11 protein-coding genes are annotated in these 14,482 nt (G+C 63.8%); 10 read left to right on the forward strand and 1 reads right to left on the reverse strand.

Features of this window, described 5'->3' with window-relative positions; translation table 11 throughout:
* Positions 1-11: 11 nt before the first annotated feature.
* The 4 genes from GTP58_RS01625 (at position 12) to GTP58_RS01640 (ending at position 6,225) form a co-directional block, all read left to right on the forward strand.
* The gene (locus tag GTP58_RS01625; RefSeq protein ID WP_161076020.1) at positions 12-1,580 is read left to right on the forward strand and encodes an oleate hydratase; all 1,569 of its coding nucleotides are present in this window, start codon (positions 12-14) and stop codon (positions 1,578-1,580) included.
* Between the two features lie 64 nt (positions 1,581-1,644).
* Positions 1,645-2,694: a hypothetical protein gene (locus GTP58_RS01630; RefSeq protein WP_161076021.1), complete on the forward strand. Its 1,050-nt coding sequence runs from the start codon at positions 1,645-1,647 to the stop codon at positions 2,692-2,694.
* A 234-nt stretch (positions 2,695-2,928) separates the two neighbouring features.
* Positions 2,929-5,172, forward strand: a complete 2,244-nt coding sequence (locus GTP58_RS01635; RefSeq protein ID WP_161076022.1) for a TonB-dependent receptor — start codon at positions 2,929-2,931, stop codon at positions 5,170-5,172.
* 9 nt (positions 5,173-5,181) lie between these two features.
* The gene (locus tag GTP58_RS01640; protein ID WP_161076023.1) at positions 5,182-6,225 is read left to right on the forward strand and encodes an enolase C-terminal domain-like protein; all 1,044 of its coding nucleotides are present in this window, start codon (positions 5,182-5,184) and stop codon (positions 6,223-6,225) included.
* Here GTP58_RS01640 and GTP58_RS01645 read toward each other — a convergent pair.
* Positions 6,185-6,793 carry a TetR/AcrR family transcriptional regulator gene (locus GTP58_RS01645; protein WP_161076024.1) on the reverse strand — a complete coding sequence of 203 codons (609 nt, stop codon included), beginning with the start codon at positions 6,791-6,793 and terminating at the stop codon, positions 6,185-6,187. The two genes, GTP58_RS01640 and GTP58_RS01645, sit on opposite strands and share 41 nt — an antisense overlap.
* Positions 6,794-6,843: 50 nt before the next feature.
* On the opposite strand from GTP58_RS01645, the gene GTP58_RS01650 reads away from it, so the two are divergent.
* The 6 genes from GTP58_RS01650 to kynA are packed head-to-tail and all read left to right on the forward strand — an operon-like array spanning position 6,844 to position 14,469.
* Positions 6,844-8,451, forward strand: a complete 1,608-nt coding sequence (locus GTP58_RS01650; protein WP_161076025.1) for a serine hydrolase — start codon at positions 6,844-6,846, stop codon at positions 8,449-8,451.
* Positions 8,444-9,769, forward strand: coding sequence for an MFS transporter (locus tag GTP58_RS01655; RefSeq protein WP_161076026.1), 1,326 nt, complete (start codon positions 8,444-8,446; stop codon positions 9,767-9,769). Before GTP58_RS01650 ends, GTP58_RS01655 begins: the two co-directional genes overlap by 8 nt.
* Positions 9,766-11,226 carry a M81 family metallopeptidase gene (locus tag GTP58_RS01660; RefSeq protein ID WP_161076027.1) on the forward strand — a complete coding sequence of 487 codons (1,461 nt, stop codon included), beginning with the start codon at positions 9,766-9,768 and terminating at the stop codon, positions 11,224-11,226. Before GTP58_RS01655 ends, GTP58_RS01660 begins: the two co-directional genes overlap by 4 nt.
* Positions 11,223-12,386 carry a pyridoxal phosphate-dependent aminotransferase family protein gene (locus GTP58_RS01665; protein WP_161076028.1) on the forward strand — a complete coding sequence of 388 codons (1,164 nt, stop codon included), beginning with the start codon at positions 11,223-11,225 and terminating at the stop codon, positions 12,384-12,386. The genes GTP58_RS01660 and GTP58_RS01665 overlap by 4 nt, the downstream gene beginning before the upstream one ends.
* Positions 12,383-13,639 carry a kynureninase gene (gene kynU, locus GTP58_RS01670; RefSeq protein ID WP_161076029.1) on the forward strand — a complete coding sequence of 419 codons (1,257 nt, stop codon included), beginning with the start codon at positions 12,383-12,385 and terminating at the stop codon, positions 13,637-13,639. Before GTP58_RS01665 ends, kynU begins: the two co-directional genes overlap by 4 nt.
* On the forward strand, positions 13,636-14,469 hold the full coding sequence (gene kynA / locus GTP58_RS01675) for a tryptophan 2,3-dioxygenase (RefSeq protein WP_161076030.1): 834 nt from the start codon (positions 13,636-13,638) through the stop codon (positions 14,467-14,469). Before kynU ends, kynA begins: the two co-directional genes overlap by 4 nt.
* Positions 14,470-14,482: the final 13 nt, after the last annotated feature.

Genomic DNA, 14,482 nt, shown 5'->3' on the forward strand with positions numbered 1-14,482 from the left:
GGAGTAGGTGCATGAATCATCCCATCAAAGCTTATCTGATCGGCGGCGGCATCGGCTCGCTGGCTGCAGCGGCATTCATGATCCGCGACGGTGGCGTGGCCGGCAGCGACATCACCATCTTCGAGGCGATGCCATTGGCAGGCGGCAGCCTCGATGGCGGCGGCAACCCGGACAGCGGCTATACGCTGCGCGGCGGCCGTATGCTCACCACCGACAACTACGAATGCACCTGGGACCTGTTCAAGAGCATTCCATCGCTGGAGCATCCTGGCCAGACGGTGTACGACGAAACTGCAGCTTTTAATGAAGCCAACAAGTCCCACTCGCGCGCGCGGCTGGTGGATCGCAACCGCTTCAAGGTCGATGTTACGTCCATGGGCTTTTCCATGCAGGACCGGCTGGAGCTGGTCAAGCTCACCGAAGCCGATGAAGCAACGCTGGGTGACAGCGCCATTACCGACTGGCTGTCGCCGGAATTCTTCGACACCAAATTCTGGTACATGTGGGCGACCACGTTTGCGTTCCAGCCGTGGCATAGCGCGGTGGAATTCAAGCGCTACCTGCATCGCTTCATGATGGAGTTCTCGCGCATCGAGACGCTGGAAGGCGTGAAGCGCACGGTCTACAACCAGTACGATTCCTTCGTGCGTCCTTTGCAGCACTGGCTGCATCAGCAGGGCGTGCAGATTGCGTTCAACAGCACGGTGCATGATCTTGAACTGACCGATGACGCCTCGACGGTCACCGCCATCCATTACACGCAGGATGGCGAAACCAAGATACTTCGCGTGCGCCCGGAAGACCTGGTGTTCTTCCAGAATGGCTCGATGACGGATGCCTCCAGCTACGGCAGCATGTTCAGCGCCCCGCCCAAGCTGGATAAGGACGACAGCCAGGGCTGGGCTTTGTGGGAAAAGCTGGCGCAAGGCCGTCCGCAGTTTGGCAATCCGGCTGCATTCAATTCCAGCATTCCCGAATCGTGGTGGGAGTCCTTCACCGTGACGCTGAAACAGCCGGCGTTCTTTGACCGCATGGAGAAATTCACGGGCAACCGCGCGGGCACCGGCGGCCTGGTAACGTTCAAGGATTCCAACTGGTTCATGTCCGTAGTGCTGGCGCACCAGCCACACTTTATCGGCCAGCCGGAAGGTGTGCAGGTATTCTGGGGCTATGGCCTGCATCCAGACCGCGTCGGTAACTTCGTCGCCAAGCCGATGGCGGAATGCAGTGGTGAAGAGATATTGCGCGAACTGTGCGGCCATCTGAACTTCGATTATGAAGAGGTGATGGCGACGGCAAACTGCATCCCATGCCGCATGCCCTACATCACCAGCATGTTCATGCCGCGCCAGTACAGCGACCGTCCGTTGCCGGTGCCGAAAGGCTCGCGCAACCTGGCCTTCGTCAGCCAGTTTGTCGAGGTGCCGGATGATGTGGTGTTCACGGTCGAGTACTCGGTGCGCGCGGCGCAGATGGCGGTCTACCAGCTGCTGGAAATCCAGCGCGAAGTGCCACCGATTACGCCGCATGACGAGTCGCTGAAAGTGAAGTTCGACGCGCTGATCAAGGCCTTTAAATAAGGTCGCCAGCAAAGTCTTTTGTGGAGGGATATACTCTTGATGTTGTCCCTCCACAGGAGCCGTCATGACAGGCAGGATGAGTAGAAAACACTGGTTCTCTCTGATCGTATTGACTGTCATCTTCGCCCATTACTGTTACTTCCGCGTCCCGTTTGTCGCCAATGACTACGGCCGCAGCATGGCTGAGTGGCCCTTGCTGGGTGACGTGCTGCTCTCCATTCCTCTGCTGTACTACTTCATGTTTCGCCCGCCGCTCAAACGCTTCCTGATGGCGTGGCTGGGCATTGTCGCCGCAGGGTTGCTGGTGGGCCGCGCGCTGATACCCGATGAAAGCAAATATCTGTGGCGCGGTATCGAAAGCTACTGGCTGCTGCTGGTGCTGGCCGAGAGTGCGCTGGAAATCTATTTGCTGGTGCTGGTCGCACGTCGCGTAAAGGCTTTGCTGCAATTGAACGGAAATGCCGACGAGGCGCTGGCGACCGCCGTTCGTGGCCGCTTTGGGCATAGTGGCTTCGCACCGTTTGCCTTGTTTGAAATGCGGATCTGGTACTACGCACTGTTCATGCGCAACGGCGAGCAACTGCGCTTTCGCGGCGAGCAGCACTTCAGCTATGGCAAGAACGACGGCAATGTGTCCAACCAGTTCGCGTTCATCATGGTGATGCTGTTTGAGATGCCGTTGTCGCACTTCATGCTGCACCTGATGTCGGTGAGACCATGGGCGGCGTGGCTGATGGACATCCTGAGTTTGTGGTCGATGCTGTATCTGGTGGCGGAATACCGCGCCAGCCAGTGGCGGCCCATCTCGCTCGATGGCAACGCAGTGCTGATCCGGAATGGCGTGTGTGCCGGCGACCGCGATGTGCCTTACGCGATGATCGAATCAGTGGTCCGCTGCGGCAACGACATCCGCCGCCAGCGTGGCATCCTGCGTTTCCGGCAGTTTGGCAGCCTGAATGTCGAGATTCAGCTGCAGCAAAACAGCAAGCTGGCGAACGGTTTTGGCCGCGTGCGGCCTGTCTCCAGAATCTACCTCAGCCTCGACAAACCCGACGCTTTCGTCGACGCCCTGCGCGCCAGAATCCCGCCGGCGCACCCACCGGTTTCTGCATAGGACCGAGCACACCAGGCGCTGTTCGTTGCCTGCACTTCCTCCGCATCGTCATGCACATCCGTGTAGTAGGGCGCGCGCGCCATCACCCCCGGAGACCAGCAGTGACAGCGGCTCTGCCAGCATTTGGCGTGGCGAACGGCCATGCAACAATTTGAAAGATTCTTCTTGCGTTGACGGAATACTGAATCCATAATCAATAAAAAAAATGAACAATCATTCATTATGGAGACAAAGATGCGTGGACGTATACCTGGTCCCGGCTGGACCTTTCATGGCCGATCCCTGCCTCTTGCGGTACTTGCCGCATGTGGCGCTTTCCCTTTCACCGTAGCGGCACAAAATGCCCGCCCAGATGCCGCAGCGGCGTCCGAGGCGATTGAAACCGTGGTCGTCACGGCACAGCGCCGCCGCGAACCGGCGCGCGAAGTGCCGCTCACCGCAGACGTCGTGCGGGGCGAGGCGCTGGAGCGGTCCGGCTATCAATCGCTGGCCGATCTGGCCGCGCTGCTGCCGGGCGTGAACTACAACGAAGCCGGCAGCGGTACGGGACAAAGCCAGGTCACCATGCGCGGCATCTCGACCGGTTCGCAGGTTGGCGCCACGGTCAGCATGTATATCGATGATGTCCCGTTCGGCTCCAGTTCCGGCTATGCGGGCGGCGGTTCCAGTGCGTTGGATCTGGGCCTGTTCGATCTGGCGGCGGCCGAGGTCTTGCGCGGTCCTCAGGGAACACTCTATGGCGCTGGCGCGATGGGCGGCTTGATCAAGTATGTCGCGGTCGAACCGGACACGCATGAGCGTGTGGCCAACGTCACCACGGAACTGTCCAACGCCCGGCACGGTGAGTTGAGCCACGTGGCGCGCGGCGTGTTCAACCTGCCGCTGAGCGATGGCGTCGCCGCGCTGCGCGCCACGCTGTATCAGCGCAAGGAGGGCGGTTTCGTGCACGACCGTAACCATGGCGGCCAGGTAGTTGATGGCTCGCTGACCAACGGCGCACGCGTGGCGCTGCTGCTGACACCGAGCAAGGATCTGTCGTTGCGGCTTACCGCGCTGACCCAGTCCCAGCAGCGTGACGGCTCGTCCACCGAAGATGTCCAGATTGCGACCGGGCAGCCAGTGGATGGACGGCAAACCAAACGGCTGTTCGTCAACGAACCGGTCAAAGTGCATAACGACCTGTTGTCGCTGGCGATCAAGGCCGACCTGCACTGGGCGACGCTGGATGCGATCACCGGCTGGCAGCGTTCACGCAATGACGGCCGCGCCGATCCGTCCGCACTGTACGTACCTTATCTGGCGCCGCTAGGCATCAGCGCACCGGGCTACGCGCTGGACTACAGCTTCTACAACCGCAAGGTGAGCCAGGAGATCCGGCTGACGTCGCCACGCAGCCGGGTATTCGAATGGCTGGCGGGAGCGTTCTACACCAATGAGGCTGGCGCCAAGTCGCAGCACTTGCAGCCACTGAATGCGGCATTCGAACCGGTTCAGCCGTTGCTGGCGGATGCACAATTTCCCTCCACCTTCCGCGAAGCGGCCGTGTTTGGCACCGGCACGTATTTCTTCAACGAGCGCACCGACGTGACCCTGGGTGTACGCCGTAGCCATAACACCCAGCACCTCGATCAGCGCTTCGCCGGCCTGTTCGCGCCGGCCCCGCAGCCGACAGCCGAGTCGTCTGAAGATGTGACGACCTGGATGGCGACCGCGCGCTGGCGGCCGGCGCCACGGCACGCATTGTACGTACGCGCCGCCAGCGGCTACCGTCCCGGCGGACCGCTGCCGGTGATCCGCAACCCGCTCACGGGCGAGCCGCTCAACAAACCATCGTTTGCTTCCGATACCCTGTGGAGCTACGAAGCCGGCTGGAAGGGCGACCTGGTACCAGGCAAAGTATCGGCCGAACTGGCCGTGTACCAGATCGACTGGAAAGACATGCAAGTGTTCACCGCGAACGCCGGGTTTTCCGGCATCGGCAATGCAGGACGCGCCCGCTCACGGGGGATCGAAGCAACCTTGCGCGCCAAGCCGGCCGAGGATGTGCGCGTGGCGGCCGCGCTCAGTCTGATCGATGCGAAACTCCGTGACGACAGCCCCGACCTCGGCGGCAAGGCCGGCGAGCGCCTGCCCGACGCCGCCCGGGTGGCTGGCGCGGTGCAGGTGGATCGCGATTTTTCGGTAGACGGCAACCATGCCTACCTGGGCGCATCCCTGCGCTACACGGGTGAGCGCTTCAATGCCTTCGTGCGGCCGCCGGCTAACCCTTTATACCGGTTGCCCGCCTACACCATGATCGACCTGCGTGGCGGCATCGAACTGGGGCGCGCCAGCATCGGCTTCTTTGTGCGCAACCTGCTGGACCGGCGCGCGCAGACTTCCGCCGATACCACGCTGAGCGCCATGGGCGGGCCGGCCCGCATCAACCTGGCCGCGCCGCGCACGCTGGGCGTGCAGTTTTCCTATGCCTTCTTTTGAGAGCGTCCCATGCTGATCTCAACCTTCATCGAACACGTCTCTTTCAAGCAGCCCTTGTCGATAGCCGGCCGCACCCTGGCTGGCCAGCAGGTGCTGCGGATCTCGGCCCGTTACCAGGGCTGGGCAGCCGAAGCGGAAGCGGCCGGTGTGTTTTACCGCGGCGAGTCCGGCGCCACCATGCAACAGCAGGTGCACGACTGGCTGGCGGATCTGCCGTGCGACCTGCCGGGCATGTGGCGCCGGGTGCAGCAGATGCCAGCGGGCGGCGCCCGCAATGCGCTGGACTGGATCGTCTGGCAACTGGAAGCGGCGCAGCGCGGCATCCCGGCTTATCAGCTGGCTCATTTGCCAGGTCTGCTGGCCAAGCCCACCATGGTCACGCTGGGCGCTGCCGCCGCCGGGCAGATGGCAGCCATGGCGCAGACCTATCCTGGCGCCCGCGCGCTCAAGCTCAAACTCGATGGCAGCGCCGAAGATGCCGAACGCGTCGCCGCCGTTCGGCGCGCGCGGCCGGACGTCAGCCTGTCTGTCGATGCCAACGAAGGATGGACGGTGGAGCACCTGGACCGCATCATGGGCTGCCTGCTGGAACACCGGGTGGAGCTCATCGAGCAGCCGTTACCGGCCAACGCTGATGCCATGCTGGACCACTTCCACTCGCCGATCCCGCTGGCGGCCGACGAATCGCTGCAGACAGTGCACGACCTGGAGCAGGTGGCGCGCCGCTACCAGGTGGCCAACATCAAGCTGGACAAATGTGGCGGACTGTCCGCAGCACTGCCGCTGGCCGCCAGTGCGCGGCGCCTCGGTCTGGGCGTCATGGTGGGATGCATGGGCGGCCGTTCGCGGGCCTTGCTACCGGCCTTCATCGCGGCCCAGGACGCCGACCTGGTGGATCTCGACGCACCGCTGTTGATGAGCACGGACAGCGTGCCGTCCGCCCGCTACGAGGACGGCTGCATCAGCTTCGACTTGGCAGCTTATGCACCTGCAGCCTCGGCGGCAACTGCCGCTAGCGTTTCTTCCGCACAGGCGTGGCATGCAGCCGGCTAATCAGCATGCGGGCCGCCGCGATCTTGGTATCGATGGTGGTCGGCACGCCGATCAACATTTGCGACTGTGCGGCAATCAGCAGCGACAGCAGGCTCTCGCCAACAGCCAGCGCGTCGGCCGCATCCAGGCCGGCAGCGTCTGCGTTGACCCTGGCGACAGCCTCCAGCACTGCGCTGCGCAACTGTTCGTAGTTCCTGATTACCACGGCCTGCACTTCGGGACTGCGGCGCGCAATCGCCGCCACTTCCAGCGCAGTCCGGGCCGCCTGTCCCGCAGTATCCGGCGCTTCCTGGCGGTGCAGGATGGTTTCCACCAGTTCCAGCAAAGCGGCAGCGCTGCCGCAGGCGGCAAATGGTGCACCACTCAGTTCGGCGGTTTCGATGAGTGCCACCAGGATGGCTTCCTTGGAACGGAAATGCACATACAGCGAACCGACCGACAGGCCGGCTTCCTTGCTGACGTCGCTCATGGAAGCGTCATACAGCCCCTTGCGTTCGAACACGGCGCGCGCGGCGCTGAGGATTTGCTGGCGTACGGCGGCCATATGGCCAGGATCGCGTTTAGGCATGGAAATAAAAAGAATGATTGTTTATTCATTTTAAATGGAAAGAGATAGCAATGACCAGTAATGACATGGAAAAACTTGATGCGGTACTGTCCGGCCTGGCAACCGATGGCGGTCCCGGTGTAATTGTGAGCGTGCAGCGTGCTGGCGTGCCGCTGGTGCGGCGTGGCTACGGCCTGGCCAGCCTGGACTCGGGGCTGGTGAACACGCCAGCGACCAAGATGCGGATAGGCTCCACGACCAAACACTTCTGCTGCGTGCTGGCGCTATTGCTGCGCAACGAGGGCAAGCTGTCGATTGACGAACCCATCGCGCGCTGGCTGCCTGAACTGCCAGCATCGCAGGGCGCGCGCACGGTACGCCAGCTGATGAACCATACCGGCGGCATGCGCGACTACCTGGACCTGTCGCTGCTGTCCAATGGCCTGACCATCGTGCCGGAAGAGGCGGCGTTTGATTACCAGTGCCGCCAGCAGGAAGAAAATTTCAGCACCAGCGAGCAGTTCATGTACAACAACGGCGGCTATCGCCTGTTGTCGCTGGTGATCGAGCGTGTAATCGGCAAGCCGCTGGCGCACGCCATGCGCGAACGGCTGTTTGAACCGCTGTCGATGTATGACACCGTGCTGTGGAGTACCGACCTTGATCCGCTGCCGGGCAGCGCAACCACGCATCTGGTGCATCCGGACGGCCATTTCACAAAGAGCCTGTTCCCATCGGTGATACTGGGCGAGGGCGGTGTGGCGTCGACGCTGGATGATATGCAGCGCTGGCTGAGCCATCTGGTCAATCCGGCGTTGTGGCCGCATACCTTGTCGGATGAACTCATGGCGCCGACCACGCTGTCCAATGGGTACATCAACCCCTACGGTTTCGGACTGATACACGAAAACTGGCGCGGGATGACGGTGCTGCACCATGCCGGCGGCGTGGTTGGGGGAACCTGCCAGATGCTGGCCGCGCCGGAACAGGACATCCAGATCATCGTCATGAGCAACCGCAGCGACGTCACCGCCGCCGACATTGCCCAAAAATTGCTGACTGCGCTGCTGGAACCGCAATTGACGCCGGAAGACGAGCCGGCCGATCCGCAGCTTGGCGCATCATTGGGCGGCGATTATTACTGCGACCAGAGCGGCCGGCACTTTGCGATTGAAGCGCGTGAGGGCAAGTTGTACCTGGTGAGCTTTGGCATGCCGTTGCCATTGCTGAGGGATGGCGAATCCGGGCTCAAGGTGAACCTGCTGTCGATCATCGTGTTCGGCATCGTCGCGGTGCGCGACAGCAGTGGCGCCGTGACCGCGATTCACGTAACGGAGCAGGGCAAGACCCACCGCTGCGAACGCGTCAGCCAACCGGTCCAGTCGGCCAGCAGTGTCGAACCGTTTTCCGGCAACTGGCGCAGCGACGAACTGGGCGCCGACATTGTGGTCGAAACGGGCGAGCGCGATGTGCTGCGCATCGTGGGTTTATATGGACGCAACGTGTTCAAGCTCCAGCCGCTGCGTGGCGATGTCTGCCTGCTATCGAGTCTGGACCCGCATGTGCCCCTGCATGGCACCTTGCGCCTGCGGCAGGGCGCAACAGGAGGCCGTGAACTGATGCTCGATACCTCGCGTACCCGCCGCTTGCGTCTGCAGGAGCGCGCCGACCATGGCTGACACCTCCGCCCCATCGCGCGTGCTGAGCGCCGGCTTTGGCGCGGGCACGCTGGGTTCAACGCTGAGTTCCGGCGTGGTGCCCTTGCTGTTCCTGTTCTACCTGACCGAGTTCGCCCATGTGCCGCCCGCGCTGGCGGGCCTGCTGCTGGCGATTCCCAAGGTGGCCGATATGCTGCTGGACCCGTGGATCGGCCGTTGCACGGATGGCTGGGCACGCAAGGCGGGCAACCGTGGCGCGCTGCTGGCGGTCACTGCACTGGTGCTGCCTGCCGTGCTGGTGCTGCTGTTTGTGCCGACCGACAGCCTGGCACTGCCATTGCGCGTGTCGTTGATCGGCGTGCTGCTGGTGGTCCAGTCGCTGGTGTTGACGGTGTTTTCCGTGGCGCATACCGCGCTTGCCGGCGACATCACGGACACCATTACTGGCCGCAGCACGCTGATGTCGGCACGCGCGCTGGGACAGACCTTCGCCGGACTGGCGGTGTCCGTGCTGGCGCCGCAACTGGTGGCGGCTTTCGGCTCAGGCAGTGGCGGCTATTTGTGCATGGCCGCCGTGCTGGCGGCTGCGTCAGCGCTGGCGCTGGTGCTGTGCTGGCTGGCCGTGCGCCGCACGCCGTTGCGGGCTGGCGTAGAAAGCCACGCCACCGCGCCATTGCTGGCGGCATTGCGCGCCACCTTGCGCAACCGGGAGTTCTATCGCGTGGTGCTGATCCTGGTGTTGCTGGGGACCAGTTCTACCGCCCTGTTTGCAGCGCTGCCCTATGCCAACCAGCATTTGCTGCGGGCCGGTCCGGAAAACCTGTCAGCGCTGCTGACGCCCATCTTCGTGTCGCTGCTGCTTGGTGTCGCGATAGCGCCGGTGCTGGCACGCCTGCTGCGTCCCAACGCGGTGCTGGGCGCAGCCTTGCTGGCCGCGTTCGCCGGCGTGCTGTGGTTTGCCGCCGGCCCGCGTGAAAACGTCTCGATGATGGCCGGTGGCGCGCTGTTCGGGCTGTCCTGCGGCACGCTGACCGTGCTCATCTCGACGCTGGCAATGGAAGCCGCAACGAATTCATCGAGCCGTGGCGAAAGCCTGGGCCTGTACCTGGGCATCCTGTTTTCTGCCGAAAAGCTGGGCCAGTCGCTGGGCGGCATCGTGGTCGGCTTTGGCCTGGAGTGGGTCGGTACGTTACAAGGCACACCCGCGCCGGCGGCGCTGCACCGCCTGGCAACGCTGTTTGTTGCGGTGCCGGCGGCGGCGCTGCTGTCAGCGTTGCTGGTCGTGCTGCCATTAATTGCGCGGAACAGCGCACAAGCGATAAAGGACAACAACGCATGAGAATCTTCACTTCCGCGCTGGTCACGGAAACCAATACTTTTTCGACCTTTCCCACCACGTTGCGCTCGTTCGAGGAACTCGGCATCGTGCGCGGCGCTATTGCGGACGACGTGCTTAGCGACGTCGGGCCGATCGTCAAGAACTGGCGCCGTCTGGCCGCACAATACGGAGACACCGTGCATGAAGGCGTGTATGCGATTGCCCAGCCTGCAGGCGTGGTGGCCGCTGGCGCCTACCGCCAATTGCGCGGCGAAATACTGGCCGCGCTTGAGCGCGCCATGCCGGTTGATATGGTACTGCTGTTCCTGCATGGCGCCATGGTGGCCGAGGGCGTGGACGATTGCGAGGGCGAGCTGATCGCCGCAGTGCGCGCCTTCGCCGGGCCAGACTGTGTGATCGGCGTCGAACTCGATCCCCATTGCCACATGAGCCCTGCCATGGCAAAGGAGGCGGATGTCATCATCCTGATGCGCGAATATCCGCACGTTGACTATGAACCACGCGCCGTGGAATTGTTCGAACAGTGCCGCGCAGCCGCCACCGGCGCCACCCGTCCGGTGATGGCCGTGGCCGACTGCGCCATGGTGGGTTTTTATCCGACCACCGCACAGCCGATGCGCGGTCTTGTGGACTTGCTGGGCGAGGTTGAACGCCGTCCCGGCATCCTGTCCGCCAGCTATGTGCACGGCTTCCCGTGGGGCGATGTGCCGGACGCGGGAACCAAGGTGCTGGTAGTGGCGGACCATGACCGCGAACTGGCGGCGCGCACCGCGCATGAACTGGCGCAGACGCTGTACCGGCTGCGTCACGACCTGCTGCCATGCCTGGAAAGTGTCGAGCAGGTACTCGACCCGGCGCCTGCCGGTCCTTATCCGGTGATCCTGGCTGATGCTGGCGACAACCCCGGCGGCGGTGCGCCGTGCGACCACACCGCGTTGCTGGCCGCCTTGTTGCGCCGTCCGGCGCTGCGCTGCGCGTTCGGCATGTTGTGGGACCCGGAGGCGGTCGACGCCTGCCACCAGGCAGGGCTGGGCGCGGCCATCAACCTGAGCATCGGCGGCAAGGCCGGGCCGGTGTCCGGTACGCCGCTGCAGCTGGATGTGACCGTGCTCGGTCTGGCCGAGCAGCACAGCCAGCAAGTGGGGCCGATGGTTGATCCGCTGGGGCGGGCGGCCTGGGTGCGCTGCGGCGCTGTGGACATTGTGCTGATCAGCCGTCGCCAGCAAACCCTGTCGCCTACCGCCTTCACCGGCCTTGGCGTGCCGCTGCACGAGGCGCGCGTGATTGCCGTGAAATCCAGCCACCACTATTACGCCGAGTTTTCCGCGCTCTCCAGCAATTGCCACGTGATTGAGACCGGCGCGGCGCTGTCGATGGACTTTGCGCACTTGCCTTACCGCCGGCGCAGCAAACTGTTTTACCCCGCTGTGGCCAACCCGGCGCCGGAGCTGGCATGAGCGCAGTAGCGAAGACGATAGCCCCGCTGCACCGCGTGGGATCGCCCAGCTGCGCCTGGGTCGAAGTCGATGGCCGCCATCTGCTGAGTTTTGGCGGATCGGGCTACCTCGGCCTCGGCGACCAGCCAGACCTGATCGAAGCCGGAGTCGCTGCGCTGCGCCGCTTTGGCGTGCATTCGCAGCTGGGCCGGCACTATGGTTATGCGCTGGGTGCGAATCTCGAAGCAGAGCAGGCCGCACGGGCATTTTTCGACGTCGATGGCGCGATGTACTTCGGTAGCGGCTATCTGTTTGGCCTGATTGCGATGCCGGCCCTGGCCGATTTCTGCGACGCGATTTTCATTGACGAAGCGGCGCACTACAGCCTGCGCGATGGCGCCCGCGCCTCCGGCCGTCCCGTGCATACCTTTCTGCACTGCGACCCGGCGGATCTGGGACGTCAACTGGCGCGCAAGCTGCCGCAGGGCGGTCGGCCCATGGTCGCCACGGATGGCATGTTCGCCACGCGCGGCACGATTGCGCCGCTGGATGCCTACGCCGCGCTGCTGAAGCGCCACGCAGGCTGGCTGGTCGTGGACGAGTCGCATGCGTTTGGCGTACTGGGTGCGCAAGGGCGCGGTGCGGTGGAGGCGTGCGGCATTGCGCGGGACCGGGTGGTGGCCGGCGGTTCGATGGCCAAGGCGTTTGGCGCGCACGGCGGTATTGCGCTGGGCGCAGCCGCCGTCATCGAGCGTCTGTGGCGGACGCCGGCCGCACGTGGCGCCGCGCTGGGCTGCTCCGCTGGTGCGGCCATGACAGCGCGCAGTTTGCAGCTGGTACGCCTGCGTCCCGAACTGCGCGCACGCCTGCACACCAATGCGCAGCTGCTTAAACGCAGCCTGCGCCACCTCGGCTTGGCCATTGACGACAACGGCAGCCCGATCGCTGCATTCATCGTTGACGATGCGCAGCGCATGCGCAACATACAGGAAGCTCTCATGAAAGAAGATATCTTCATTACGTATTCAAATTATGTCGGCGCCGGCCCGGAAGGCATCTTGCGTGTCGCCGCGTTTGCCGATCACCTGGAGTCGGACATCAACCGCCTGCAGATGGCGCTGGGGCGCATCCTGCTGGGCGCACCGGCCCGCATGGGCTTGCAGACCGGAGGCCGGTCATGATCGCGTCGCGTCAGGAGGCGCTGGCGCTGGACCGTGACGATCCGCTGGCGCACCTGCGGGAGCGCTTCGAACTGCCCGACGGTGTGGTCTACCTGGACGGCAATTCACTGGGCGCTTTGCCGCGTGCCACTGCGGCATGTCTGGAGGAGGTCGTCAAACGCGAATGGGGACAAGGCTTGATCGGTAGCTGGAACGAGGCGGGCTGGGCGCAGTTGCCTGCGCGGATCGGCGACAAGATCGCCACGCTGGTCGGCGCCAATCCGGGCGAACTGGTGGTGGCGGACTCCACCTCGGTCAACGTCTACAAGGCGCTCAGCGCCGCACTGGTAATGGCGCTGGCCAAACGCCCGCAACGGCGCCGCATCCTGTCCGAGCGCCACAACTTCCCCACGGATCTGTACATTGCAGAGAGCCTGGCGCGTCAATATGGTTGTGAACTGGTGCTGGCTGACGCGCCGGAGCAGATTCCGGAGATGCTGGAGCAGGGCGGGATCGCGGTCATGATGCTGACGCATGTGAATTACCGCACCGGCCGCCTGCACGACATGGCCGCATTGAACCGGCAAGCGCGCCGGGAGGGCGTGCTGACGCTGTGGGATCTGGCCCACTCCGCAGGGGCGGTTCCAGTGGACCTGAACGGTGACGACGCCGACTTCGCCGTGGGCTGCGGCTACAAATACCTCAACGGCGGCCCCGGTGCGCCGGCGTTCGTGTGGGTCCATGGCCGGCATGCGGACACTTGCCGGCAGCCGTTGAGCGGCTGGTTCGGCCATGCCGAGCCGTTTGCCTTCACGCCCAGTTATGCGCCCGCGCCTGGCAGCAGCCGTTTCCTCTGCGGCACGCCGGCCGTGCTGGCCATGGCGGCGCTGGAATGCGGCGTCGATACCGTGCTGGCCGCAGGCGGCATGCATGGGCTACGGCGCAAATCGCTGGCGTTGACGCGGCTGTTCATCGAGCTCGTCGAGGCGCATTGTGGTGAACACGGACTGGAGCTCGTCACGCCGCGTGACGAGGCGCTGCGCGGGAGCCAGGTCTGTCTGGCGTATGCCGACAACGCCTATCCCGTCATGCAGGCGCTGATTGCCCATGGCGTGGTTGGCGACTTCCGTGCGCCGGATATCCTGCGCTTCGGTTTTACGCCGCTGTACACGCGCTACGTCGACGTCTGGGACGCGGTGCAGGAGCTGGCCCGGGTGCTCGACTCGGGTAGTTGGCGGCAGGCCCGCTACCACCGTAAAGGAGCCGTCACATGAGCGCCGCCAGTGTCCACGAAGATGGCGCCAAACTCGATTTTTCCCGCGACATGAGTTATGGCGACTACCTGCACCTGGACGACATCCTCAACGCCCAGCATCCGCTGTCAGCCGACCGCAATGAAATGCTGTTCATCGTCCAGCATCAGGCCAGCGAGCTGTGGATGAAGCTGATGCTGCATGAACTGCGTGATGCGGTGGCCTGCATTGCAGATGACCAGTGCGCGCCAGCCTTGAAGATGCTGGCGCGCGTCTCGCACATCATGGCGCAGCTGGTACAGGCCTGGGACGTGCTGTCCACCATGACGCCGCCGGAATATGCCGCCATTCGTCCCTCGCTGTCCAACAGCTCGGGCTTCCAGAGCTGGCAATACCGGTCGATTGAATTTTTGATGGGGAATAAAAATGCCGCCATGCTGGAGCCGCACGCGCACCACGCCGCAAGGCGGCAACAGCTTGAAGCGGCCTATGCGCAGCCATCGCTGTATGACGAAACCTTGCGCCTGCTGGCGCGGCGCGGCATCCCTGTGCCGGCGTCGCACACGCAGCGCGACTGGCGCGCGCCATACGAGCCAAGTCCGGAAGTCGAGGCCGCATGGCTGGCCGTGTATCAGGCGCCGCATTTGCATTGGGATCTGTACCAACTGGCCGAAAAGCTGACTGACATCGAGCAGGCATTACGGCTGTGGCGCTTCCGTCACGTCAGCACGGTCGAGCGCGTTATTGGTTTCAAACGCGGCACGGGCGGCACGTCTGGCGTCAGCTATCTGCGGCGCATGCTGGACCAGGTGATGTTCCCCGAATTGTGGACCCTGCGCACGGCGCTGTAACCCGTTTCTTTTC

The organism is Duganella sp. CY15W (assembly GCF_009857555.1).
Lineage (GTDB): Bacteria > Pseudomonadota > Gammaproteobacteria > Burkholderiales > Burkholderiaceae_D > Rugamonas > Rugamonas sacchari.

Excerpts from the sequence above, each read along its gene's own strand:
- GTP58_RS01650 (WP_161076025.1), top strand. The coding sequence starts at position 6,844 with ATGACCAGTAATGACATGGAAAAACTTGATGCGGTACTGTCCGGCCTG.
- GTP58_RS01645 (WP_161076024.1), bottom strand. The coding sequence starts at position 6,793 with ATGCCTAAACGCGATCCTGGCCATATGGCCGCCGTACGCCAGCAAATC.
- GTP58_RS01625 (WP_161076020.1), top strand. The coding sequence starts at position 12 with ATGAATCATCCCATCAAAGCTTATCTGATCGGCGGCGGCATCGGCTCG.
- GTP58_RS01635 (WP_161076022.1), top strand. The coding sequence starts at position 2,929 with ATGCGTGGACGTATACCTGGTCCCGGCTGGACCTTTCATGGCCGATCC.
- GTP58_RS01665 (WP_161076028.1), top strand. The coding sequence starts at position 11,223 with ATGAGCGCAGTAGCGAAGACGATAGCCCCGCTGCACCGCGTGGGATCG.
- GTP58_RS01660 (WP_161076027.1), top strand. The coding sequence starts at position 9,766 with ATGAGAATCTTCACTTCCGCGCTGGTCACGGAAACCAATACTTTTTCG.
- kynU (WP_161076029.1), top strand. The coding sequence starts at position 12,383 with ATGATCGCGTCGCGTCAGGAGGCGCTGGCGCTGGACCGTGACGATCCG.
- GTP58_RS01655 (WP_161076026.1), top strand. The coding sequence starts at position 8,444 with ATGGCTGACACCTCCGCCCCATCGCGCGTGCTGAGCGCCGGCTTTGGC.
- GTP58_RS01640 (WP_161076023.1), top strand. The coding sequence starts at position 5,182 with ATGCTGATCTCAACCTTCATCGAACACGTCTCTTTCAAGCAGCCCTTG.
- kynA (WP_161076030.1), top strand. The coding sequence starts at position 13,636 with ATGAGCGCCGCCAGTGTCCACGAAGATGGCGCCAAACTCGATTTTTCC.
- GTP58_RS01630 (WP_161076021.1), top strand. The coding sequence starts at position 1,645 with ATGACAGGCAGGATGAGTAGAAAACACTGGTTCTCTCTGATCGTATTG.